Genomic DNA, 25,118 nt, shown 5'->3' on the forward strand with positions numbered 1-25,118 from the left:
ATTCGACTTGCCCGGATCGCGCACGAGCCGCGCACACCAGAGGCCTCGCAGCACGACGAAGGAAGCCTCTGCAAGGCACTCCCAAGCCTCTCCGCAGGCACGCCTGCCTACGAGAACTCGTTGTTGCCTGCACAAAAGGATGGCACTTAGAGTCCGCGCTGGGTCGGGGCCGGCTGGGCCGCTCCACGCGCCCACCTCACAAACAGCAAACCACTCAAGGCCTTATGGTTCTAGCGATCAGCAGCGATGGATCCGGATCGAGGTCCGCCGCTCAAGCAGCGATGGATGCAATGGCGGCAGCCAGGGCTGCCGAAGAGGCGCGCCGCCGGGCCGAAGCTGCGGCGAAGCAGGCGGCCGAAGAAGCCAGGCGACAGGCCGAGGAGGCGCGCAAGCAGGCTGAGGCCGCGCGCCAGAAAGCCGAGGAAGCGCGCAAGGCCGCCGAAGCTGCCGAAGCCAAGGCCGAAAAGAGCAAGGCCGAAGCCGACCAGCAGGAGGCGACCAAGGCGCGCAGCGCGTCCGATGCGGCCGAGCTCGACGCACTCAAACAGGAAGCCGCGAGCAATCTCAAGAACAAGCAGTCCACGCTCGCGGATGCCAAGCTCGACGACATCCGGCAGCGCCGCGCGGACAACAATCCGTCGGAAGCCACGCGCGCCGCGCAGGGCGAGGTCGACGCGGCACAGAAGATGAATGCCATCTTCGAGCCGCCGGCCAACCAGCCCAAGGGCCAGGCCCCCGCGACCAGCCCGGGCACGCAGGACCTGCTCGAGAAGGCGCAGACCGCCGCCAAGCCGGTGTTCAAGGCGCAGGCGAACGGCGGCGACGGCACCAAGGAGCAGAAGGCCGCGGTCGACACCGCCATGACCGACTGGCTGCAGGCCGCCGAGCAGGACATGCGCAAGGCCAGCCTCAAGGCGATCGCCGAAGGCAAGGACCCGAACGCCGCCATCGACAAGGTGGCGGCCGACGCCCACGACGCGCTCGACAAGGGCGGCGTGTTCGACCCGAAGAGCATCGGCAAGTACATCGACAAGGCGCGCGACGGCGTGCGCGCCGACTCGCCCGAGGTGCGCCAGCTGCGCGGCGAGCAATACGACGCCGGCCAGGCCGGCAAGGCGCGCGTGGCCGACGCGCGCAGCCACGCGCAGGACACCGACGCGGCCGCGACCAAGGCCGAGAAATACGCCGCAAGCTTCGGCACCGACGGCGGCGGCAACGACACCATCATCACCGCGCAGCAGAACGCAAAGGCCGAAGCCGAGCGACTGCGCGCCGTGGCCAACCGCGCCAAGTCCGAACTCCAGAGCGCCGAGAAAGCCTTCGGCACCACCGATCCGTCGGACCCGCAGAACCCGAAGACGAACACCCTCGGCACGGTCGATGCCGACTACAACGCACGCGTCGCCGATGCCGAGGTCAACGAGCTGAGCTTCAAGTACGACCAGGCAGTGGCTGGCGGCAATGCCAAGGAGATCCAGAAGGCCGACGCGGCCCTGCGCGATGCGCAGCAGGGCCAGCGCTACATGCACGCGCTGCGCGACGACCTCGACGTCGGGCTCGGGGCCAGCGACGCCGAGAACGCGAAGACCGACGCGGAAAGCGCATGGAAAACGGCATCGCTGCAGCGCCCCGCCAGCGTGACGGTGACCGAGCACGACGGCGACAAGACCACCACCCGCACCATCAAGCCCGACGGCTACGACCCCGCGTTCTGGGCCAAGCCCGGCAGCGAGGAAGGCAAGAAGGTCAAGAACATCGACGGCAAGTACTTCTACGTCGATGGCGACAAGAAGACGGAGCTCGATCCGCTGACCGCAGCGCTCTACGCCGCGAACGAAAAGCAGGATGCGGCCAAGGCCCGCAGCGAGCAGACCACCACCACGCTGAACGCGGTCAAGGACGACCTCTTCGGCGGCGCCGACGGTAGCCGCGCCAAGCTCGACGAGGCCGGCTATCTCGATCGCGCGGACAAGATCAATCAGGCGCTGACCGACGCCAACAACGCCGTCGCCAATGCCAAGCCGCAGGACATGGGACGAGCGCTCGAGCAGCAGCGTGCCGCGCAGGCCGATGCCAATGCGCTGAAAGCCATGCAGGACCTGCGCGCGGCCGAGCGCGACCAGGCCGCGGGCAAGACCGTGGACGGCAACAAGCTCGATGACCTGCGCGTGGCCGCGCGCGAGGCCCAGCGCCAGGCAGACGCCGCGAAGCCGAAGCTCTCGGCGGACGACGAGAAGAAGATGCGCGAGACGCAGCTGCCCGCGGCGAAGGAGGCCTACGACAAGAAGGCCGCGGAAGTGACGAAGCTCACCGCGCCCGGCAGCAAAGCCACCGAAGCCGAGCGGCAGAAGGCGCTCGACGAACTCGACGCGCTGGACCTCTCCAAGCGCGACATCGAGACCCAGCTCGGCCAGGTCGACGCCGAGCGCGCCTGGTATGCCGCTCGCTACCAGTACGACCGCACGACCTTCGCCAAGCCGCAGCTGACGATGTTCATGCACGACGGCAAGTCGACGACCGGCGACGTCTACCCGAAGAACTACGACCCGACCTGGAACATCAAGCGCGGCGAAGACGGCAAGGTCAGCGCCGAGGGCCTGCCGCGCGGCCTCTCGCCCGACGACATCGAGGTGCACGCGGACTGCAACGGCGGCTACAACGTCACCATCAAGAAAGACTCGAAAGTCTTCGGCTGGCAGCAGTCCGACCAGGGAAAGATGGTCGACTTCTCGGTGCGCGCCGGCACCTACAAGATGAACCCCGCCACGGCCGCGCGGTGGAAGACCTCCGAGTTCGGCGACGGCGACCTGGCCAAGGCTCGCGGCGCGCGCGGCGACGTCGAGAAGCGCCTGGCTCAGGCCGCGGCCGATGCGCCGCCGCAGCCCGGCGCGCAGCCGGCGCCCGGACCCGACGGCAAGCCCGCGCCCACGCTGAACTTCGGCGACGACCTCGCGCCGCGCAAGAAGACGGTGGACCAGAACCTCACGGACGCGATCAAGGCGCGCGACAAGGCGCAGACCGCCTACGACGCAGGTACCGGCGACCGCACCGCGCTGGGCAATGACCTCGACGATGCCAAGGCACGCGTCACCATCGCCCAGAACGAACAGACCGCGGTCGATGCCGCGATCGCCTGGCAGGAGGCCAACCACGCCCGCCAGCGCATCGATGCCGACACACGCGCGGGCCGTGCGCAGATGTGCTACGCCACCTCGCCGCAGCAGACCGCCGACGATGCGCGCGACAAGGCCGATGCCGCGCGAAAGGACTGGCTCAGCTCGGTCAACAAGTTCCACGCCGACACCGCGGCGCGCGATCTCGCCGCCGCGAAGTCGGCGCACGAGAAATGGAAGAGCGCCAATCCAGGCCTGGCCGAGACCGGCAGCGACACCTGGAAGAAACTGCAGGCGGCGCAGGCGCAGTCGGACACGGCCGTGCGCTACCAGGCCGCCGGCGCACGCGACAACGCCTACGCGCAGCAGCAGAAATTCACCATCCAGAACCTGCCGTTCAACCAGCGCGACGACAAGCGCGCGCTCTACCGGTTGTTCGAGCAGAACCCGCAGATGATGGCGCAGGCCATCATGAACGACCAGTTCGTGCAGTACGGCGGCGGCCCGATCGAGATGAAGAGCCGCACGCAGCTCGAGAACGAGATCGGCCTGGCGCTCGGCTGGAACCCCAGCCGCTCGCTCGATGCAGCGACGCCGGCCGACAGCGAGCGCATCAGGCAGAACCAGCGCCTCTTCGGCAACCTCGGCGACGCGCAGAAGGACCTGCTCTCGAAGATGGTCGACAAGGTGGTGGAAGTCGGCGGCGAGCACGCGCGCGTGACCGTGCTGCCCGTCGTCTACGCGCTCGACAGCGACGACGGCGGCATCATCAAGACGGCGATCTTCAAGGTGGAGAGCAAGGACAAGCCCGGCGAGACCAAGCTCATCGACGAGCAGGCCTGGACCTACAAGGACCTGACGGACTACCGCGCCAACAACAGCCTGCCGGTCGAGGGCGTGAAGCTCGTGACGCCCGAGGACGCCAGCTATTCGCTCGACCAGAACGGCAACGTCAAGCTATTCGCCGGCGATGCGCGCACCGAGACCGGCTGGGAGACCTTCCGGCGTGAGAACCATCTGGACATGATCGTCGCCGGCGTCGGCCTGGTGGCCGGCGTGGCGCTGACGGTGGGTTCCCTCGGCACGCTCGCTGCGCCGGGCGTGATGCTGGCGGCCGGCGCGTTCACCGTGCTCGCGGCCGGCTACGGCGTCGCGACCTCGGCCGAGGACCTGAACAAGCTCAGCACGCACGGCCAGAGCATCAATCCGGCGAACAGCGAGCAGGCGCGCATGGACTGGCTCAACCTCGGCCTGTCGACGGTCAGCGTGCCGGTGGTGGGCGCGTCCACGCGCGCCACCATGGCCGCGCTGCGCGCGGGCCGGGCCGCCAAGGCGGCCACGGCCGCGGAAGCCGCCGGCGATGCCGTGGCGGCACAGGCACGCACGGCCGACTTCGCGCGCTACGCGAAGACCGCCCAGGCCTGGGGCAAGCCCGCGGCAATGGCCTCCAAGCCGCTTGCCGCCGGCAGTCTCTACGCCGCCGGCGAGGGCGTGAATTCGCTGGTGAAGAACTGGGACCACATGACCCCGGCCGAGCGCGAGCAGCAGATCATGATGCTCGGCCTCAACGTCGCGGGCTTTGCCTCGCCGATCTTCGCCAAGGGGTACGTGCGCGTGCACAACGCGATCAAGCCGCCAGCGGCCCAACCCACTCCGCCCGCCAAGCCCACGCCGTCCGATGCGCTCACGCCTTTCCGCGAGCCGCCTCGCATGACCATCGCATGGCCATCGACACCGCGTACCGTGGCCGCCGACGTGGCCGGTCCGGCGGCGATACCTTCTTCCCTCATGACCGACGCCTCGTTCAATCCGGTCATGGCGACGGTGCGCCGCTCGGCCGACGGTTCCGATGCCGCAGGCACCATGCGTTCTCCGGCTGGCGTGCGCAGCCCACAGGAAAAGCGTACGGCCCAGAGCACGAACGCCGGCGAGGAGATGCCGCTCGCCAATGCTCCCTACAAGAACCCTCCGCGCGCTGGCAGACCGGAGGGAGCGAACGGGAGCAGGAGCCCGGGGGATCTGGTGAGCGTGAAGTCCGCGCCGCTGTCGCGCGCCGAGGGCGGCGACGGAAGCTTCACCGTTCGCATGCCGGCGCAGGACACCGAAGCCGGCGGGTCCACGAGCCATCCGTTTCCGTCGGCCAGCCGTCTCGGTCAGCAGAACTGGTCGGATGCACTGCTGGCCGTGTTCGCCGCGGGCGGCCAGGTCGAAGGCGCGCGCTACTACCTCTACACGCAAGGCAACGACGGCGGCGCTCCCGTCCTTGCTGCGCCAGCGGGCGGGGCTCCCAGGCATTTCGCCACGCTGGACGAAGCACTCGCGGCGGCGCCGCCATCGAAGCGTTCATCGCCGGAAGCCGGGATCGCGATCGTGCACACGACAGGCATCGCGGCGGACGGCAGCGTCCCGCCGGGAGCCGTGATGGCGACGGTGAAGATCGACACCGCGCACGGCGGCGCAGCGAAGGCCACGCAGGCCACCGCCCGTCCGAACGGGCCTGCCTTGCGCATCGCCTACCCCGAGGGCCACTCGTCGGGCCAGCCGCTGATCTACACCACCGCCAGCGGCCGGCGCGTCGACCTGCTCAACACGCAGCCCGGGCGAGCCGGGATGGGCCTCGATGTGTTTCCCCGGCGCGTGGCCGATCTCGAGATCCTCGCGCCGGGCAAGTACGCCGCGCACGACGCCAACGGTCGCCCTGTCAGCGAGGCCGTCCCCGTTCCCGAGGGCTACTTCGCGGTCAACGGACACGGCGTCGAAGGCAGGCTGATCGACGCGAGCGGCAAGCCGGTCACGGCCGAGGCGCTGGCGCAGGCCATCGTCTCGCACGAGAACTATCACGGCCAGCCAGTGCTGATGCTGTCGTGCTTCAGCGGCGACGGCGCGCTGCCTCTGGCGCAACGCCTGGCCACGCTGCTCGGCCACGACGTGTACGCGGCAACGGACTCGGTCACGCTGAACAACCGGAGCCAGGGTGCGGAAGGCCCCGTCTATACCCGAGCCGTCTCCGTCAGCAGCCAGAGCGGCTCCCACAACGCGGGAGTGCTGAAAGCCGCTCCCGGCCAGCAATTGCCGATCGTCGGAATCCGGGAGAACGGCCGGACCGTCTACGACGACATCGGCGTGCAAGGCCCGCCGGTCTTCGCGCGCTTTCGCCCCGGTTTATCACTGGAGCCGGCCGGCGCACGGCCAGCGGTGCCGCGCGCCGCGGCCACCTTGCCGGAGCCCCCTGCAACGACACAGCCGATCGACTTCGGCCAGCCTTCCATGGCCGGTGTCGGCCGTGGACGCGGCAATGTCGACATGCCTTCCGTCAAGTCGACCAGCATGCAATGGGGGCCCGTTGCCTCGGGCGTGGATGCGAACGGCATTCCGCTGCCGCCGACCACGCTCGGCTCCGGCCGCGGCTGGCTGCAGGTCGCGCTGCGAAGCGGCAAGCTCGTCGCGTTTCACCAGCGCGCGAGCGAACAGAGCTCGGGCCTGCGTGGGTTGAAGCCCTCGCCCGACGAGGCGGCAGTGACGGCGCGCATCGCCGAAGAACCGGCCTCGGGCTCGAACGTCCGCTTCGCGGTTCATCAGATGGGCCCCGAAGAGACCATGTATGGCGGCACCGGCGTGCGTGCCAAGCGCAGCAACACCTTCTCGACTTTCGCGGAGGCCAGCGCCGCGGCGCAGCAGAAAGGCGGCGCCTGGGTGTATCGCATCCAGCCCGATGGCAGCGCAGCGCCACTGACGACGCGCGGCCGGGCTGCGTCCGAAGAGATCATGGGTTCGGTACATGTGGGTGCGAACGGCAAGATGATGCCCATCGGCATTCCGAACGTGCATTCGCCCGCATGGCGCACGGGCGCTTCCGCGTCGGCGGCGCCGAGCAAGGCTGCGTCCAACCACCAGGCCGGCGAGTCCACGGGTCTCGCGATGGCGGAGCCCGACATGGACGCGCTGCTCGAAGGATCGAGCGACTACGCCAAGCCGCGCCCCGCCTATGCGGGCCCTGCCTCGCTGCGCGAACTCCAGGCCGGCAAGGCCACGGCCACGCCCGAGGACGTCGAACAGACGCACTACCTTGCAAGCGCCGGCTCGCCGGACGGCCATGCCGCGCGCGACATCCCGCTGCGCACGCGCTTCATGCAATGGGCCCGCGGCCAGGCGCCTTCGTTCATCGGCGCACCGGACTTCGTCGGCGGCCGCTACGTGCTGGCCAGCGACGCGGCCGGCATCAACCAAGGCGCGCCCGATGCCACCTTCTCGCTGCTCGACCGCTCGCATGTGTACTCCAGCTTCGAGACCGCGCGCGCGGCAGCGGCCGCGCAGGCGAAGACCGAGGGAAGCGGCCTCGTGGGCGTGGTGCGGCTGATCGGCCCGAAGACCGAGATGGCCCAGGTCGCGGCCACCGGTCGCTTCACCCAGGCGCAGGTCGACGGCATCGTCGGCGTGCGTCCCGACGGCGCGGTGCATCCGGTCAGCGTCAGCAACCGGCAGGCCGCGCATGCGCCCAAGCCCGGCGAGGTCTTCGTCGATCCGCACAAGACGATGGAGAAGAACGAGCAGGTCATGACGCCGGCGCAGAAGAGGAAGATCTTCGCGAAATCGGCCGCCTACATGATCGGCACCGGCGCGGCCTTCTACGGCGCGATCCGCCTCGGCGGCGGGGCCTTGGGCCTGAACATGACCAACCCCGCGCTCGGCGTCGCCGGCGCATCGCTGGGCGGCTACGTCGGCGCGCGCGCCGTGTTCCTTCGCTACGCCTACGAAGCCTTCTTCTACCGCGGCGGCATCGCGGGCCTGAAGCAGGGCGGCAAGATCCGGCTGCAGAAGTACCTCAACCCCCAGGACCAGGACACCTTCGCGCTGATCGGCAACATCGCGGACCCCGCCAAGCGCGAGGCGTCGCTGTTCCAGCTCAAGAGCCAGCTCGACAGCTGGCACGCGGCCCGGCGCGGCATCCAGGGCCGCAACGACTACGGCGCGGCGCTGAAGGTGCTGGCCAGAGACCCTGCCGACGCGGCCGCCCTCGAAACGCTCTACAAGGGCGCGATCGAGCGCAGCGCACGTCCCGTGATCGGCAAGCGCGGCTGGCTCAACCGCATTCCGCCGGCGCTTCGCAACGAGTACGCAAAGGCGCTGGAGGCCTTCAAGGCCGACCCCCGCGACACCGCGGCCACGGCGCTGCTGATGACCGCCCCCGACGTGGGGCGCGGCACCCAGTATGCGGGTCGCGTGCGCGGACGCCTGCTGCGCAACGTGCCGGGTGCGGACCGCGCGCGCTACCGGGAGGCGGTGAAGACCGTGGCGGACAAGAACGGCGACGTCAACGCCGCGATCAAGACACTGGAGGGCATTCCGCTCGACACCGTCGCGCGACAGACCACGGGCGCCCGCGGCGCATTCCGCGGCATTCCCAAGGCCGACCGCCAGACCATCGCGATGGCAGCGGAGACACTGCGCGTCAATCCCTCGGACGCGCGCTCGCGCGCGGTGCTGGACCAGAGCCCGGGCAAGCTGACGTCGCCGAACTCTCCGGTGGGCCGCACGCTGTTCGGTGCCCGCGTGCTGAGCTTCGGCCTGAGCCATTCGGCGGGCACTCGGCTGTACCTGAACCCCTTCTTCGACGCGCCGAGTCACCAGTGGAGATGGGATGCCACCACGCTCGACGGCGTACGCCAGTGGATCAGCAACGAAGGCAGCCTGCACTACGCCGTGGGCAACGCCACCGGCCTCGGTGCCACCGTGGCGAACCGCTACGCCACCATCGAGCAGACGCGCACCGGCCAGGTCATGAGCGAACGCGGGTCGACCGACCCTGTCGCGTCCGGGGCAAGCCAGGCGCCGCAAACCAAGGCCACGACGCCGCCGCTCGACAAGAACGGCAATCCCATGCCGGTCTACAAGGCCACCAACGGCTACTCATGGTTCAGGCGCGTCCTCATCGGCCTGGGCAATCCGAATGCGATCACGCACAACGGCGTGGCTCCAGACGGCGGGCCGATGGTCAAGCGCACGTTCACGCAGCGCCTGGCGCAGTTCTCGTCGTGGGGCGACTCCAGCGGAACGATCGGCCTGACGATCTCCGACAGCATCCAGGCCTACATGTACATCCGCGCCGGCCAATGGGACCTCGCGACACCGCAGCTGCTGAAGGTGGCGAGCGACATGGGCATCTTCCGCGGCACGCAGAAGGACTACATCGACGAGTACCGCTCGAACCGGCAGATGGGGCCGATGGTCTACCACTCGCGCCTGACCAACTACTTCAACGCGCCGCTGGGCGAGGCCAGGACGAATCCGACCGAGACCTCGCATGGCTGGATCCGCCGCGGCGCACCGCCGCTGGTGCTGCTGGGCGTGGCCGTCGCGGCGCGCGTGGCCGCCGAGGAATGGTCGATGCACGAGAAGAACAAGAAGCCGCAGCAGAACCAGCCGGCCACCACGCCCACGCCCACGCCGTCGCAGAGCACGTCCCCTACGCCGTCGCCCACTCCATCGGCGACGACCACGCCAACGCCGACACCGTCCCCCACGCTGACGCAGACACCGACACAGACACCTTCGCCCACCACGACGTCGAACCCGAAACCGGCGATCCCTCGAGGCGGCGGCGTGCGCTTCATCGCCGACACGATGCAGCCTTCTGCCACGGACCTCCAGGCAATACTCGACGCCGGCACCGCAAGCGACCCGCAGCACGCCAACCCTGCGCTGTCGGACTTCCTCAACATAGACCCGGGCCACACCCGGCGCACGAAGGCCGCCGAAGTGCTGCTCGCCTGAGTCGAACGCGGCCCGGGGGCCGCGGGCTTCAGTCGAAGATGCCGTTCCTCGCTGCCGGCGGCTGCAGCGCGTCGAGCGCCGACAGCCGCCGGTACTCGCCGGGTACCACCGCGTAGGTGCTCATGAAGGTCTTGTGCAGATGGCTCTGGTCGCTGAAGCCGGCAGCATGCGCCGCATAGGTCACGCGCGCGCCGCCGGCCATGAGGTCGCGCGCGTATTCGATGCGGTGCCCCACCAGCAGCTCGTGCGGCGTGAAGCCCCACGCGTCCTTGAATCGGCGATGCAGATGGATCGGATGCCAGTTGACCGCCTCGGCAAGGTCGTCGAGCGTCAGGCGTTGCTGGAAGCCGGTGGCGATCAGGCCGTAGGAGCGGCGCAGGCGATCGTCCGCTTCGCCTGACTCGGCCGTCTTGCCGGCTTGCAGCGGTATCCAATGTGCGAGCAGGCGACGCACCAGCGCGCGCGCCGCGATGCCCGCATCTTCGCGACCCGTGTCGGCGATCTCGTGCAGCAGCCGGTGGCATTCGGAGAACTCCCGGCCCCAGGGCTCGCGCGCGAACACCGAAACCGGATCGGGCGCGGGCGTGCCGTCGTCCGCCTCGAGCACCGGGTTCACGCAGCGGGCCACCGCCACGCTGCAGTACATCGCCTCCTCGCGCCAGGGGGTGACGCGCGCCTTGACCGAATGCCAGACCTGCGGGCCGATGCGCAGCAGCGCGCCTGGAGGCACCACCGTGACGCCGGCGCTGGTTCGCACATGCAACTCGGTGTCGGAAACCGACAGCGTGTAGCCCCCATGCCGGTGTGCCCGGATCTCTCGTTGAGCGAATCGGTTGGCGGTGAATTGCAGGCCGGCCAGCTCTCTGTCGCGCCAATAGGAAGATGCAAGAAGTTCCATGGAAGCTAAGAATCTACATGGCGGGAAAGCCGCCGCTTGCTAATGTCCCGGCATCGATTTGCGCCCACGGATTCAACGATTCGAGCGCATGAATGTGTGTCGATGGCGGGCTGGATTCTATGAATCCCGAACCGTTGCGACAACCGGAATTCCAACGGAGACAGAGCCCATGAGACCGACCCTGAGTCACTGGCGCGCGCTGCTGTGCGGCGCGCTTCTCGCATGCCTTGCATGCCTTTCGAACGCACAGGAGCTGCGCATCGGATTGAGCAGCAATCCTTCGTCGGTCGATCCGCATTTCGTCAACAACGATGCGATCAGCGCAGTGGTGAGCCATGCCTACGAAACCCTCATAGCGCTCGACGCCGACACGCGCCTGGTGCCCGCGCTCGCGACCTCGTGGCGCGCAGTCAACGACACCACCTGGGAGCTCAAGCTGCGCGACGGCGTGAAGTTCCACGACGGCAGCCCGCTCACCGCGCAGGACGTGGTGTTCTCGCTCGACCGCCCCGCGACCATCGTCAACAGCCCGAGCTCTTTCGCCGCCTACACGCGGGCCATCACCGGCAAGAAGGTCATCGATCGCCTCACCGTGCAGCTGACGACCGCCACGCCCGCGCCGCTGCTGCCGAACGACCTGACGCGCATCTTCATCGTCTCGAAGAAGTCGGCCGAGAACGCCACCAGCGACGACTTCAACCAGGCGAAGGTGCAGGCCGGCACCGGCCCCTTCAAGCTCGTGAAGTTCACGCCCGGCACCGGCGTGCAGTTCACGCGTTTCGACGGGTACTGGGGCGCCAAGCCGGCGTGGTCCGGCGTCACGCTGCGGGCCCTGCCGGCCGAATCGGCGCGCATGTCGGCGCTGCTGTCGGGTGACGTGGACCTGGTCGAGAACGTGCAGGCAAACCTGGTTTCGCAGTTCCGCAAGAACAAGGACCTGAGCGTCTTCACCAAGGTCTCGAGCCGGGTGATGTTCCTCTACACCGACCACCGCGAGACCTCGCCCTTCGTCACCGACAAGGACGGCAAGCCGCTCGATCGCAATCCGCTGAAGGACGCACGCGTGCGCCAGGCGATCTCCAGGCTGATCGACCGCGGCGTGCTGGCCGATCGCGTGCTCGACCAGCTCGGCGTGCCCACCGGCAACCTGGCCGCGAGCGGCATGTTCGGCTTCAACCCCGAGCTCAAGCCCGACACCGCCGACGTGCAGGGCGCGCGGCAACTGCTCGCCGAGGCGGGCTATCCCGCGGGCTTCGGCCTCACGCTGTTCGGCCCGAACGACCGCTACGTCAACGACAAGCAGGTCGCGCAGGCCATCGGCCAGATGCTCACCCGCGGCGGCATCGTGACCAAGGTGCAGGTCTCGCCGATGGCGACCTACGTCGGTCGCGCATCCAAGAAGGAGCTGGGCTTCGGCCTTCTCGGCTGGGGCGTGGGAGGCGGCGAGCCCTCGGGCGCGCTGCGCGGCCTGCTCGCCACGCCCGACAAGGAGCGCGGCATGGGCGCGACCAACTGGAGCAGCTACAGCAACCCGCAGTTCGACGCGCTGCTGGGCGAGGCGCTCAACACGGTCGACGACGCGAAGCGCGAGGACCTGCTGCGCAAGGCCACCGCGCTCGCGCTGAAGAAGGACTACGCGATCATCCCGCTCTACCACCAGGTCTCGACCTGGGCCGCGCGCAAGGGCCTGACGATGGTGCCTCGCGTCGACGAGTTCACGCTGGCCTACCAGGTGCATGCCGAAGCGGAGGACCGCAAGTGAACGACATGTCCGGCCTGCCGCAGGTACTGCACCACCTGCCTCCCGCATTCCTGAACGCTTCGGCGCGCACGCTGCACCAGGTATTGCCGAACCCGACGCTGATCCACCTGCCCGGCCTGCAGCCGCGCCCGGTCTTCGTCTCGGTGCTGCTGCACGGCAACGAGGACGTGGGGCTGCTCGCGCTGCAATCGGTGCTCGCGAAATACGGCAATCGCCCGCTGCCGCGCGCGCTCACGATCTTCGTCGGCAACGTGGAGGCCGCGCGGGCCGGTGTGCGCCGCCTGGAAGACCAGCCGGACTACAACCGCATCTGGCCGAACGCCGAGCCGGTCACGCCGCATCAGCGCATGGCGGCGCGCGTCATCGAAGCCATGCGCGCGCGCGAAGTCTTCCTGGCCATCGACCTGCACAACAACTCGGGGCGCAATCCGCTCTACTCCTGCCTGAGCTCGACCGGCGCGGAGCACATGCGGCTCGCGCGCATGTTCTCGCCGCTGGCCGTTCTCATCCAGGCGCCGCGCTCGCTGGGCGCCGCATTCACACGGTTCTGCCCGACAGTGTGCTGCGAGTGCGGAGAGATCGGCAATGCCGAGGGCGTGGCGCAGGCCGCGAGCCTGATCGAGCGCTGCCTCGGCGACGACTTCGGCGACGGTACCGCGCACGACGACATGCAGGCGCTCGACATCTACCAGGCCTTCGCGATGCTCAAGGTCACCGAGGGGCTCACGCTGAGTTGCGATGGCGGTGCAGCCGACCTCCAGCTTTCGCCGGAGATCGAGTCCCTGAATTTCCGCGCGCTCGAGCCCGGCCATGTGATCGCCACCACGCTGTCGCACCCCGATGTCGAGCCGCTGCGCGCCTATCGCCTCGACGGCGAGGCGATCGCGGGCATGCTGGTGCGCAAGGGGTCCGACGTCTGCCTGTCGACGCAGGCCATCGCCGCGATGTTCACCCGCGACCTGCGCGCCATCCGCCAGGACTGCCTCGGCTACCTGATGCAGCGCGTGCCCGCGCACGTGCTCTAGGCCCTGCACGCATTCATCACAACGGAAACTTCATGCTGGTCTATGTGATCCGCCGCCTGGCGCAGAGCGTCGGCGTGCTTCTGGCAATGTCGATGCTGGTGTTCGCCAGCGTCTATCTGATCGGCAACCCGGCCGACATCCTGATCAGCATGGATGCCGATCAGGCCGAGCGCGCACGGCTCGTGCAGGCCATGGGCCTGGACCAGGCACTGCCGCTCCAGTACTGGAACTTCCTGCGGCATGCGCTGCAGGGAGACTTGGGCAATTCGTTCGTTCACGGCGTGCCGGCGATCACGCTGGTGTTCGAGCGGCTGCCCGCCACGCTCGAACTCGCCTGCGTCGCGATGCTGATCGCTATCGCCCTCGGCGTGCCGCTCGGCCTTTGGGCCGGCCTGCGGCCGCAGTCGTGGATCGGCAAGAGCATCATGACCGGCTCGATCCTGGGCTTCTCGCTGCCGACCTTCTGGGTCGGGCTGATGCTCATCGTCGTGTTCGCGGTGCAGCTGGCCTGGCTGCCCGCGGGCGGGCGCGGACCGACGCGCGAAGTACTGGGGCTCTCGCTGTCGATCTTCAGCCTCGATGGCTGGAAGCACCTGCTGCTGCCCGCGGTGAACCTCGCGCTCTTCAAGCTCGCGCTGGTGACGCGGCTCACCCGGGCGAGCACGCACGAGGCGCTGACGCAGGACTACGTCAAGTTCGCGCGCGCCAAGGGCCTCTCCCCGGCGCGCGTCGTGGGCGTGCATGTGCTCAAGAACATCCTCGTGCCGATCGTGACGGTGGTGGCGCTGGAGTTCGGCGCGCTGGTCGCGTTCGCCGCGGTGACCGAGACCATCTTCGTCTGGCCCGGCGCGGGCAAGCTGATCATCGAGTCGATCTCCTCGCTCGACCGCCCTGTCATCGTCGCCTACCTGCTGGTGGTGGTGTCGATGTTCACCCTGCTCAACCTGCTCGTGGACATCGCGTACTCGAGCCTCGACCCCCGCGTCCGGCTCGACGAGCAAGGCGCATGAACCCCATGATCGAAGAAGACGAATCCCCCCTGCGCCGCCTGCTGCGGCAGTACGCGCGTTCCAGGCTCGCGGTGCTCGGCGCGGTTGTGCTGCTGGCGCTCATGCTCGCCGCGCTGCTCGCGCCTTTTCTCGCGCCGCAGAACCCGTACGACCTCGCGCAGCTCGACATCCTCGACTCCCGCCTGCCGCCGGGCTCCCATGGCGGCGACAGGCTCTATCTGCTGGGCACCGACGACCAGGGCCGCGACATGCTCTCGGGCATGCTCTACGGGCTGCGGATCTCGCTGGGCATCGGCGTGGTCTCGACGCTCTCGGCGCTTTCGCTCGGCGCCGCGCTGGGCCTGCTGGCGGCGTACGCCGGCGGGCGGCTCGATGCCTTCATCATGCGCATCGTCGACATCCAGCTGTCGTTCCCCGCGATCCTGGTCGCGCTGGTGCTGATCACGCTGCTCAAGCCCGGCGTCGGCAATGTCGCGATCGCGCTGGTGGCCGTGCAATGGGCCTACTACGCTCGCACGGTGCGCGCCGCCGCGCTCGTCGAGCGCAAGAAGGAATACATCGAGGCGGCGCAGGGCCTGGCCCTGAGCGACGCGCGCATCGTCCTTCGGCACCTGCTGCCCAACTGCCTGCCGCCGGTGATCGTGGTGGCCGCGCTGCAGGTGGCCAACGCGATCTCGCTGGAGGCCACGCTGTCCTTCCTGGGGCTGGGCGTGCCGATCACCGAGCCCTCGCTCGGCCTGCTGATCGCCAACGGCCAGCAATACCTGCTGGCGGGCAAGTACTGGATGTCGCTCTATCCCGGCATCCTGCTGCTGCTCACGATCCTTGCCATCAACCTCGTGGCCGACCAGCTGCGGGACGTGTCGAACCCCCGGCTGCAGAAACAATGACGACCGCTTCTCAACCCGTCCTGCTCGTCGAGGGCCTGAAGACGCAGTTCGCCACGCGCGCGGGCATCGTGAAGGCCGTGGACGACGTGTCGTTCTCGATCGAGCGCGGCCAGATCATGGGCCTGGTCGGCGAATCGGGCTCGGGCAAGTCGATGACGGGCTACTCGCTGATCGGCCTGATCGACCCGCCGGGCCAGGTGGTCGCCGGCCGCCTGCGCCTGGCGCTGCGCACCGGCGAGGTGCTCGACCTGCGGAGCCTGTCGCCGCGTGCCCTGCAAGGCGTGCGCGGCAACCGCATCGCGATGATCTTCCAGGACCCGATGATGACGCTGAACCCGGTGCTGCGCATCGACACGCAGATGATCGAGACGGTGCGCGCGCACCACAAGGTCAGCGAGCGCGTGGCGCGCGAGCGGGCGGCAGCGGCACTCGCGAAGGTCGGCATCGCGTCGCCGCACGAGCGACTGCTGGCCTACCCGCACCAGTTCTCGGGCGGGATGCGCCAGCGCGTGGCCATTGCGATCGCGCTGCTCAACGAGCCCGACGTGATCATCGCGGACGAACCGACCACGGCGCTCGACGTCACGGTCCAGGGCCAGATCCTCGCCGAGATGCAGGCCCTGTGCCGCGCATCGGGCACCGCGCTGATCTGGATATCGCATGACCTCTCCGTGGTGGCGGGCCTGGCCGACACGGTCTCGGTGATGTATGCCGGGCGCATCGTCGAGCAGGGCCCCGTGGCCGAGGTGCTCGAGCGCCCGCGCCATCCGTACACGCGCGGACTGATCGCGAGCGCGCCGTCGCGCAACCCGCGCGGCCGCCCGCTGCAGCAGATTCCCGGCATGACGCCCTCGCTGCTCGCGCTGCCGCAGGGCTGCGCATTCCAGGCGCGCTGCGCCAACGCCGATGTCGTCTGCCGCAACGAGCCGCCACTGGTGGCGCTCGACGGCCGGCGGCTGCGCTGCTTCCACCCGACTCCCCTGCCCTCTTCTTCTCTCGCGATTGCGAACTGACACCATGGATGCCGTCACCCCGTTGCTCGAGCTGCGCGCCAGCACCAAGCGTTTCGTCCGCAAGCCCGATGCCGTGGCGAAGATTGCGCGCCTGTTCGGCGCACCGGTGCCCGCGCGCACCGTGCATGCCGTCGACGGTGTCTCGCTCGCGGTGCGCCCGGGCGAGGTGGTCGGACTGGTGGGCGAATCGGGCTGCGGCAAGTCGACACTCGGGCGCATGGCCGCAGGCCTGCAAGCGCTGAGCGAAGGCGAGCGGTGGTGGCAGGGCGAGAACGCCGAGCTGCGCAAGCGACGGCTCTCGGCAAGCGAACACCGGCGCGACATGCTCGGCGTGCAGATGATCTTCCAGGACCCGTACGCGAGCCTCAATCCGCGCATGCGCGTGCGCCAGATCATCGGCGAGGCGCCCGTGGCGCACGGGCTGGTCGACGCGAAGGAGCAGGAGGCGCATGTGGCCGCGCTGATGCAGAAGGTCGGCCTGGACGCCGGCTTCATGCGCCGCTTCCCGCACCAGTTCTCGGGCGGGCAGCGCGCGCGCATCGGCATCGCGCGCGCACTGGCCGTACGGCCCCGGCTGCTGATCTGCGACGAGGCGGTGGCCGCGCTCGACGTATCCATCCAGGCGCAGGTGATCAACCTGTTCATGGCGCTGCGCGAGGAACTCGCGCTCACCTACCTTTTCATCAGCCACGACCTCGGCGTGGTGCGGCACATCAGCGACCGCGTGGTGGTGATGTATCTCGGGCGGGTGGTCGAATCCGCGGGTGCGGACGCGCTCTTCGAGCAGCCGCTGCACCCCTACACCGAGGGCCTGCTGGCCGAGGCGCCGAAGCTCGAGGTGCGCAAGAAGGCCTTCGTCGCGATCCGGGGCGAGATTCCCTCGCCGCTGAATCCGCCGCGCGGCTGCCATTTCCATCCGCGCTGCCCGCGCGCGACGCGGCGTTGCGCCGAGGAGGTTCCCGCGCTCGCTCGCGTGGCCGGAGACCGCTGGGTCGCCTGCCATCTGGTCGAGGGGGCGGCGAGCGCATGAAGATCGTCGTCATGTGCTGGCTCGCACGGGCCTCGGTCGATGTCTTCGTCGGGCGCAACATCGTCCTGCGACCCGACCTCGCGGCCAAGGCGCCTCATTGCGTTGCCGCGGAGCTCTCCGCGCTCGCGCCCGACGTGGTGATCGCGCGCGAATCGCAGTTCGAAGCGGCGTCCGCGATTGCGGCGAACATCCCGGCCTGCCGCTTCGTCTTCTGCGGCCTTGTGGCCGCGCGGGCCGCGATCGAGTCACCGGCACTCGCGGCGCGCTGTGCCTTCGTCACCGGCTCGACCTGGGAACGCGCCGAGTACGAAGCCTTCCTGCTCGCCGAATCGCTGTGCCGCCCGCGCCATGCGCTGCGCATGAAGGCCCGTGCGCGTGAAGCGGGCGAGGTGATGCTGGTGGGCGCGGGCGTGGTCAATCTCGTCACGGCACTGGCACTGTGCCGGCGCGGCCATCGGGTCTCGGTGTTCGACCGCATGGCCGATCCGCGCGCGCACGGCACGCCTCGGCCCGAGCACACCGGCGCGACCTTCGGCGGCAGGGATGCGCGCATCTTCTCGTACAACGAATCGCGTCATCACCTGGCCTGTTCGCCGCTGCATGCGCCGCACGATACGCCGCGCTTCCGCCTGGGCATCGCGCAGGACGGCTGGCTCTCGCGCCGCTACGAGACCCTGTCGGACACCGATCGCCGCTGGATCGCGCAACTGGAACAGGTGCCGCCGTGGGCAGCGCTGCAGTATGGCAACGACATCGTCGGCTTCAACCGTCAAAGCCACCGGCTGTGGCTCGATTTATTCAGCCTCTATCCAGAGCTGCTGCGCGAGACGCACCATGTAGGACGGCTGCTGCGCATCTACCCGAGCGATGCGTCGCTGCGCGCGGCGCAGACGGCCGAAGCCGAGATCGGCGCGCTGCTCGACACGCTCGCCCTGCCCCAGCTGCGCGAGCGCGAACCTGCCTTGAGCGGCGCGATCGACTCCAGCGCCATCGCCGGCGCACTGGAAGTGCACGGCTTCTCGCTCAACATCGTCTCGTTCTGCCGCAACCTGATCACGCTGCTCGAGCGCCTCGGTGCGCGCTTTCATTGGCAGCAGGAAGCTGGCGAGGTGCGGCACGCAGACTCGGGTGCGGTGACGGGCATCGTCGTCAACGGCGCACTGCGGCGCGCCGACCACTATGTGCTCTCGCCCGGTGCGCAGGCGCGAGGCCTTGCGCCGGGGACGACGGGCCTGGCCGCCATCGGCGCGATGGTGGGCATGTGGGTCACGCTGCCCAACGACGGAGCACCGCTGCACGCACCGCTCAAGGTGCGCCGCCGCTCCTTCGGCAGTGCCGAGGCGGCGCAGGGCGCCAACATCGTGCCCGGCCGCGACCCGACCGGACGGCCCGTATTGCACTGCAGTTCGGGACACGGCTTCGTCGGCGCCTGCGCCGGTGACGTGCGGCTTGCCGACCTGCCCGAACTCGCACGCTGCGTGATGGAAACGGCGGAAGAACTCTTCGGCGACAAGTTCCTGCGCGCCCGGCAGAGCGGCATGCTCGGCGAGCGCCCCGGGTTCTGCGTGCGCCCGTGGACGCCCTCGGGCCTGGGCGTGCTCGAGGTGCAGGAGACCGATTCGGGCGGCAAGCTGGTACTCAGCGGCGGCCACAACACCGGCGGCTTCGCGCAATCGCCGGCCGTCGCCGAAGCCGTGGCCTGCGCGCTCGAGGCGCGTCCGCATGCCATGCACACGCTCTACCACCCGCGGCGTTTTGCCGACGTGTTCGAGGTGGCGGCATGAACGCGCGGCAGCCTTCTCTCACCGCGCTGCTGCGCGACGGCATGCGTACCGGTGCGGCGACGCTGTGGGTCGATGCCGAAGGATCGATGCGCCGCGAGGAGTTCGCGGCCCTCGTGGTCGCGCAGGTGGCGCTGCTGCGCCGGCACGGCATGAAGCCCGGCGATCGCGTGGCGCTGCATGGCACGGCTTCGCGCGGCCTGGTGGCCATGCTCGTGGGATGCCTGCTCGAAGGCGTGGTCGTCGTGCCGATCGACGCGGCACTGCCGCGCGCGCGCAAGCAGGCGATGCTGGACGCATCGACACCCGCGCTTGCGATCGATTTCGCGAAGCAGGCACCGCTGGAAGCGACCGGCGTCGCCTGCATTCCCGGCGAGCTGTCGCCACAGCCCGGATGGACGCTCGACGACCTGATCCTGCCGGAGACGGCGCCCGATGCCGGCTGCTACATCTTCTTCACGTCCGGCACGACGGGCAGCCCCAAGGGCATCCTCGGGCGACGCGGCGGCCTCGCGCACTTCCTGGCGTGGGAAGCCGGCATGCTCGGCCTGCAGCCCGGCGACCGCGTGGGCGTTCTCACCCGCCTGTCGTTCGACGTGGTGCTGCGCGACCTGCTGCTTCCGGTCGTCGCGCGCGTGACCGGCTGCCTGCCGCCTGAAGATTCCCCGATGACCCCGGCCGGCATGCCCGGCTGGCTGGCCACGATGGCGGTCAGCGTGCTCCACGCGGTGCCGTCGCTGGCCCAGGCCTGCCTGGCGGGCCTGCCCGCGGGTGCCCGCAACGACACGCTGCGCCACACGCTGTTCGCGGGCGAGCCGCTGGGCAGCGCGCTGGTCGAGCGCTGGCGCGCGGCATTTCCGGCGAGCGAGGTCTACAACCTGTACGGGCCGACCGAGACCACGCTCGCGAAGTTCTGCGCCCGCGTGCCCACGCCCGCGCCAGAGGGCATTCAGTGCTGCGGCCTGCCGCTGCCTGAAGTCAACGTCAGCATCGTCGACGAGGCGCTGCGGCCGCTGGGCGCGGGCTGCCTCGGCGAGGTCGCAATCCGCACGGTGCATCGCTCGCTCGGCTACCTGGACCCGGCGGAGCCCTCGGCCACGCGCTTCGTCGTTCTCGATGCGGAGCCGGCCTACCTGAGCGGCGATCTCGGCTTCCTCGACGACAACGGCGCACTGCACCTGCGCGGGCGCAAGGACCACCAGGTCAAGATCCTCGGCACTCGCATCGAGCCCGCGGGCGTTGCGGCGGTGATGCAATCGCACGAGTCGGTGACCGACGCCGCAGTCTTGTGCGTGACCAGCGAAGAAGGCGGCGCTCAACAGCTCGTGGGCTACTTCAGCACGCAAGCGGACGCACAGGCCGTACGGCGGAGCCTGCGCCCATTCCTCGCCGAGCGCCTGCCGGCGGCGGCGGTTCCTAGCCACCTGGTCGCTCTCGATGCGCTGCCGCTCACGCCCAACGGCAAGCTCGATCGCGCGCGCCTGCCCGCGCCGCCACTGCGCGCAGACGTCGATCCGGCGGATGCCGACGAGCTCGCACTCGGCGTGGCCGCCGCGATCGCGCGGGTACTGCGGCAGGCGCATGTCGGTGTCGACGACGACTTCTTCGCGCTCGGCGGCGATTCGCTCGCGGCGATGCTGCTGTGCGCGGAACTCGAAGCGCAACTCGGCGTGCATGCGCAGCCGCTGTTGCTGATGCATGCCCCCACCGCGCGCGAACTGGCGCAGCATCTGCGAACGGCCGATGCCGCCGCGCCCGCGCCGATACCGCCCACGCCGCGCACGCGCTGGTTCGCATTGAGCCCGCAGCAGTGGCGCTACTTCCGCACCTTCTGCGCGGGCGGCAACCGCAACTGGTGCAACATGGTGGCGCTGTTCGAGCTGCCCGACGGGGTCGATACCTACGCGGTGGAACGCGCGCTGACCGAGATCGCACTGCGCCATGACAGCCTCTGCCTGCGCTTCGACCTCGACGAAGAGGGTGTGGTGCGCCAGTCGATCGTTCCGACAGCGGACATCGTGGTGCCCCACCTCGACCTCGGCGCGCTCGATGCGACGGCGCTCGCGCACCGCATCGACGCGCTGCGGGTGGCCGAAGGCGAGGCGGAGATCCCGCTGTTCGCCGACGCGCCGCTGTTTCGCGCCACCCTGCTCGCCTTGCCCGGCGAGCGGCGCCGGCTGTTGTGGACCGTCCACCATCTGGTCAGCGACGGCACCAGCCAGGGACTGCTCGCGCGCGAGCTGGCAGCGCGCCTCTCTGGCCTGCCCTGGGCGACGCCGGCGCCGCCGTCGATGCGCGACATCGCGGCCTGGGCACACGCGAGTGCCGCCGCGGCGCAAGACGCTCACGCGCACTTCCGCGCGCTGCTCGGCCCGCCCTACCGGCACCGCTATCTGCCGAACAAGCTGCCCTGCGACGATCCGCAGCGCTGCCATGCGATAGAAGCCGCCTTGCCCGGCCCCTTGCGCGACGCAGTCGGCGCGGCGGCGCGCCGGCTGAAGTGCACGCCCTATGTGCTGTTCGTGGCCGCGTACTTTCGCTGGCTCTCGGCGCTGACCGGCTCCGACGACTTGGTGGTCGTGACTCCTCTGGCCGGCCGCGCCCATCCCCAGATCGCACAGGCCATCGGCGACTTCATCAACCTGGTGCCGCTGCGCGTCTCGCGGCTGGGCACACTGCCGGCACGCCAGTTGATCGAGAACGTGCGCGACGGCATCGCACTCGCCGCGCGCAGCCAGGAGTGCCAGTTCGACCAGATGCTCGACGAACTCGGGCTGCCATTCGATGCCGATCGCAATCCGTTGACCGGCTTCTCTCTCAACTTCATGCCGCAAGGTACAGGCGATGCCCCCGCCCTCGCGACGGTGCGGCATGCGGACCGCGGCTACCGGTTGAAGTACGACCTTCTGATGCTGATCCGCGGATGGCACGACGCCACGCACATCGAGATCCAGTACCGCGCCGGCCTGCTCACCCGGGCCGGGATCGAAGTGTGCTTCACGGACTATTGCGCACACCTGCAGGAGCTGAGCCATGCCTGAGACAACGACGAAGAATCCGGCGCCGGCCAGCGAATACCTGCTGCTGGTGCTGCTCGCAGTCCTTTGGGGCGGCTCGTTCACGCTGATCAAGATCGCCGTGGCCGACTATCCGCCGGCCACGCTGGCCGCGATCCGCATCCTGCTCGGAGGTGCACTGCTGACCGCGCTGGCCATGGCGAAGGGCTTCGCCTTTCCGGCGCGCGCCGGCCGCTGGGGCGCGCTCTGGGTTCAGGGGCTGCTGCAAGGCGCGCTGCCCTTCACGCTGATCGGCTGGGGCGAACTGCATATCGCGAGCGGCCTCGCGGGTGTTCTCAACGCGACCGTGCCGCTCTTCGCCTTCATGCTGTCGGTGTTCGTCGTCGGCTCGGCACCTTTCGTGCTCACGAAGTTCGTGGGCGTGCTGCTCGGGCTCGCGGGCGTCGCCAAGATCGTCGGCACCGGCTCGATCGCCGCGTTGGGGCAAAGCGACTTTCTCGCGATCGTGGCGGTCCTGGGCGCGAGCGCGTCCTACGCGTGCGGCGCGGTGTTCGGCCACCGCTTCGGCGACCAGCCGGCCGTGGTCACCGCTGCAGGCTCGCTGCTGTGCGGCGGGCTCACCATGCTGCCGGTCAGCCTCGCGCTCGACCGGCCGTGGACGCTGGCGCCGGGCCTCGAGGCCACGCTCGCGGTGCTGGCGCTCGCGGTGCTGTCCACCGCGTTCGCCAGCGTCATCTTCTTCCGGCTGATACGCACGCTGGGCCCGGTCGCCACCACCAGCAACGCCTATCTGCGGGCGCTGGTCAGCGTGGGGTTCGGCGTGGTTTTCCTGTCCGAGCCTGTGAGCTGGAGCCTGCTGGCCGCGAGCGCGCTGATCGTCGTCGGGGTGATGCTCGTCACGCTGCCGGGCAGGCCTGGCCGGGAGCTGCGCCGTGCAGGTTGAGATCGCGATCGTCGGCGCCGGTCCCTGGGGCCTGGCGGTGCTCGACCGGCTGGTCACCGCCGCGCGCCGGCAACCGCAGCTCGCGCTCACGGTGCACCTGATCGATCCTGACGAGCCGGGGCCGGGCCTGCACAAGCCACTGCAGGAAGACTTCCTGCTGCTCAACACCGTCACCGGCCAGCTCGACAGCTTCAGCGCACGCCATTTCGGCGAGCCGCCGCTCACGGGTGCGATGCCGTTCATCGACTGGCTGCGCGAGGCGCGCGACATCGAGGCCGATGCCCACGGCTTCCTGCCGCGCGCGCTCTTCGGCGCCTACCTGCGCCACGTGCACGCGGTACTGTGCGACAACGCGCCATCGCACCTGCGGATCTCGTCGGTTCGCCAGCGCGCGCTCGACGTATCGCTCGTGGCCGAGGGAAAGGCACGCGTGCGCCTGGACAACGGCCCGGCACTCACGGTGGACCATGTCTTTCTCTGCACCGGCCACGGGCTGGCGAATTCCACCGGCAAGACACAGCCCTCGTCGCATGCAAGGCCTATAGCCCCCTATCCGCTGGCGCCGCTGCAGGCGCGCATCGAAGCCGGATCGGCAGTGGGCATCTCGGGTACCGGGCTGGTGGCGGTCGACGTGGTGGCGGCGCTCACCGTGGGCCGCGGCGGGCGCTTCGCGCGCGAGGAAGACGGCATGCTGCGCTACCTGCCCAGCGGCCGCGAACCCGTCATGTTCGTCCACTCGCGCAGCGGCGCGCCGTTCGCATGCCGGCCCGCCCAATCGCTCGACCTGTCCGGCAGCTTCGCTCCGATCTTCTGCACCGATACCTACCTGGCCCTGAGGCGGGCAGCACGGGGGCCCGAAGGCCTGCAGCTCGACGAAGACCTGCTGCCGGTGCTTGCGGCCGAGATGCGCGCGACCTATCTGATGCGCGCATTGACGCTGTCGCAGGGCGCCGACGCGGCGGCTGCCTACCGGCGCGCGCTCTGCGTGCTCGCGCCGGCCGATGTCCGGGCCTTTTGCGAAACGGTCCTGCCGTCGATGGTGGAGTTCTTGCCGGAAGTGCTGCTCGCGTCGGTGCCCGCGCCGTCGCAGCGCAGCGCCGCGGAATTCAGCGCGGCCTTCGCGGCGCGCCTGAGATTCGATGTGGGCGAAGCACTCAAGGGCGAAGCGGACAGCCCCTACAAGTACGCGGTGGAGATGCTTCGCGTGTTGCGCGGCTTCATCCGCCAGGCGGTGGAGTTCGATGCGCTCACGCCGGCGTCGCGTCGCCGTTTCTTCGACGTGGTGGCGCCGCGGATCTCGCAGCTGGTCGTGGGCCCGCCGATCGCGCGCGGACTCGAGTGGCTGGCGCTGATGCGTGCCGGGTTGCTTCGCGCCGATCTCGGTCCTTCGCCCGTGCTCGAACGCGATGCGGCGCTCGGCGTCTGGCGGGCACGCTCCCGCGCTTTCGACACGCCCTTCGTGGCCTGCCTCGATCATCTGGTGCACGGACGCTCGGGGCACGGCGCCATCGACGCGGCGGACGACTCCCTGCTCGCCGCGCTGTGCCGCTCGGGGCTGTGCGCCGGTGCCGCGCTGCCGCACGCGGTGGACACGCAGAGGCGGATGCCGCGTACCGACGCCCTCGGGCATCCGCTCGACGCGACGGGCCTGCCGGTGCTCCAGCTGACGCTGCTCGGCGTACCGACCGAAGGCCTGCGCTACTTCAACCACTACCTGCCTTCGCCCAAGAGCCGGTCGCGGGTCTTCGACAGCATCCAGGCGGCGCTCGACGCCCTGTGGGAGCGGCTCTCACCGGTGCCCGCCGGGAGCGTGCAGGCAGCCGATACGCCGGCGTTCGAGCGCGACGGCTGAACGCTGCCCGGGC

At 69.6% G+C, this 25,118-nt stretch carries 12 protein-coding genes; 11 read left to right on the forward strand and 1 reads right to left on the reverse strand.

Going from position 1 to position 25,118, the window contains the following annotated elements; genetic code table 11:
- Positions 1–290: 290 nt before the first annotated feature.
- A complete protein-coding gene (locus tag SFB74_RS24330) occupies positions 291–9,884 on the forward strand; it encodes a DUF4781 domain-containing protein (protein ID WP_432726885.1) in 9,594 nt (3,197 codons plus the stop codon).
- A gap of 28 nt (positions 9,885–9,912) precedes the next feature.
- Here SFB74_RS24330 and SFB74_RS24335 read toward each other — a convergent pair whose 3' ends face one another.
- Positions 9,913–10,782 (reverse strand): helix-turn-helix domain-containing protein, encoded by an 870-nt coding sequence (locus tag SFB74_RS24335; protein WP_432726886.1) that lies wholly within the window; start codon positions 10,780–10,782, stop codon positions 9,913–9,915.
- A 169-nt stretch (positions 10,783–10,951) separates the two neighbouring features.
- Here SFB74_RS24335 and SFB74_RS24340 point away from each other — a divergent pair, with 169 nt between their 5' ends.
- From SFB74_RS24340 to SFB74_RS24385, 10 genes are read left to right on the forward strand one after another with little or no spacing between them, the layout of a single operon-like run.
- Positions 10,952–12,544, forward strand: coding sequence for an ABC transporter substrate-binding protein (locus SFB74_RS24340; RefSeq protein WP_432726887.1), 1,593 nt, complete (start codon positions 10,952–10,954; stop codon positions 12,542–12,544).
- Positions 12,545–12,549: 5 nt separating this feature from the next.
- Positions 12,550–13,569, forward strand: coding sequence for a M14 family metallopeptidase (locus SFB74_RS24345; protein WP_432731988.1), 1,020 nt, complete (start codon positions 12,550–12,552; stop codon positions 13,567–13,569).
- A 32-nt stretch (positions 13,570–13,601) separates the two neighbouring features.
- On the forward strand, positions 13,602–14,579 hold the full coding sequence (locus SFB74_RS24350) for an ABC transporter permease (RefSeq protein WP_432726888.1): 978 nt from the start codon (positions 13,602–13,604) through the stop codon (positions 14,577–14,579).
- Entirely contained in the window at positions 14,576–15,469 is an 894-nt protein-coding gene (locus SFB74_RS24355; RefSeq protein WP_432726889.1) for an ABC transporter permease, read from the forward strand. The genes SFB74_RS24350 and SFB74_RS24355 overlap by 4 nt, the downstream gene beginning before the upstream one ends.
- On the forward strand, positions 15,466–16,482 hold the full coding sequence (locus SFB74_RS24360; protein WP_432726890.1) for an ABC transporter ATP-binding protein: 1,017 nt from the start codon (positions 15,466–15,468) through the stop codon (positions 16,480–16,482). Before SFB74_RS24355 ends, SFB74_RS24360 begins: the two co-directional genes overlap by 4 nt.
- Positions 16,483–16,486: 4 nt before the next feature.
- Positions 16,487–17,512 (forward strand): ABC transporter ATP-binding protein, encoded by a 1,026-nt coding sequence (locus SFB74_RS24365; RefSeq protein ID WP_432726892.1) that lies wholly within the window; start codon positions 16,487–16,489, stop codon positions 17,510–17,512.
- Entirely contained in the window at positions 17,509–19,296 is a 1,788-nt protein-coding gene (locus SFB74_RS24370; RefSeq protein ID WP_432726893.1) for an NAD(P)/FAD-dependent oxidoreductase, read from the forward strand. Before SFB74_RS24365 ends, SFB74_RS24370 begins: the two co-directional genes overlap by 4 nt.
- Entirely contained in the window at positions 19,293–22,334 is a 3,042-nt protein-coding gene (locus SFB74_RS24375) for an AMP-binding protein (RefSeq protein ID WP_432726894.1), read from the forward strand. Before SFB74_RS24370 ends, SFB74_RS24375 begins: the two co-directional genes overlap by 4 nt.
- On the forward strand, positions 22,327–23,253 hold the full coding sequence (locus tag SFB74_RS24380; RefSeq protein ID WP_432726896.1) for a DMT family transporter: 927 nt from the start codon (positions 22,327–22,329) through the stop codon (positions 23,251–23,253). Before SFB74_RS24375 ends, SFB74_RS24380 begins: the two co-directional genes overlap by 8 nt.
- Positions 23,243–25,105 carry an FAD/NAD(P)-binding protein gene (locus SFB74_RS24385; protein ID WP_432726898.1) on the forward strand — a complete coding sequence of 621 codons (1,863 nt, stop codon included), beginning with the start codon at positions 23,243–23,245 and terminating at the stop codon, positions 25,103–25,105. Before SFB74_RS24380 ends, SFB74_RS24385 begins: the two co-directional genes overlap by 11 nt.
- Positions 25,106–25,118: the final 13 nt, after the last annotated feature.

This window comes from Variovorax xiamenensis, assembly GCF_050916385.1.
GTDB lineage: Bacteria > Pseudomonadota > Gammaproteobacteria > Burkholderiales > Burkholderiaceae_C > Variovorax.

What these genes read in the sequence shown, in the direction of transcription:
- SFB74_RS24335 (WP_432726886.1), bottom strand. Translation starts at nt 10,782, where the DNA reads ATGGAACTTCTTGCATCTTCCTATTGGCGCGACAGAGAGCTGGCCGGC.
- SFB74_RS24380 (WP_432726896.1), top strand. Translation starts at nt 22,327, where the DNA reads ATGCCTGAGACAACGACGAAGAATCCGGCGCCGGCCAGCGAATACCTG.
- SFB74_RS24330 (WP_432726885.1), top strand. Translation starts at nt 291, where the DNA reads ATGGCGGCAGCCAGGGCTGCCGAAGAGGCGCGCCGCCGGGCCGAAGCT.
- SFB74_RS24340 (WP_432726887.1), top strand. Translation starts at nt 10,952, where the DNA reads ATGAGACCGACCCTGAGTCACTGGCGCGCGCTGCTGTGCGGCGCGCTT.
- SFB74_RS24360 (WP_432726890.1), top strand. Translation starts at nt 15,466, where the DNA reads ATGACGACCGCTTCTCAACCCGTCCTGCTCGTCGAGGGCCTGAAGACG.
- SFB74_RS24355 (WP_432726889.1), top strand. Translation starts at nt 14,576, where the DNA reads ATGAACCCCATGATCGAAGAAGACGAATCCCCCCTGCGCCGCCTGCTG.
- SFB74_RS24350 (WP_432726888.1), top strand. Translation starts at nt 13,602, where the DNA reads ATGCTGGTCTATGTGATCCGCCGCCTGGCGCAGAGCGTCGGCGTGCTT.
- SFB74_RS24345 (WP_432731988.1), top strand. Translation starts at nt 12,550, where the DNA reads ATGTCCGGCCTGCCGCAGGTACTGCACCACCTGCCTCCCGCATTCCTG.
- SFB74_RS24375 (WP_432726894.1), top strand. Translation starts at nt 19,293, where the DNA reads ATGAACGCGCGGCAGCCTTCTCTCACCGCGCTGCTGCGCGACGGCATG.
- SFB74_RS24370 (WP_432726893.1), top strand. Translation starts at nt 17,509, where the DNA reads ATGAAGATCGTCGTCATGTGCTGGCTCGCACGGGCCTCGGTCGATGTC.
- SFB74_RS24365 (WP_432726892.1), top strand. Translation starts at nt 16,487, where the DNA reads ATGGATGCCGTCACCCCGTTGCTCGAGCTGCGCGCCAGCACCAAGCGT.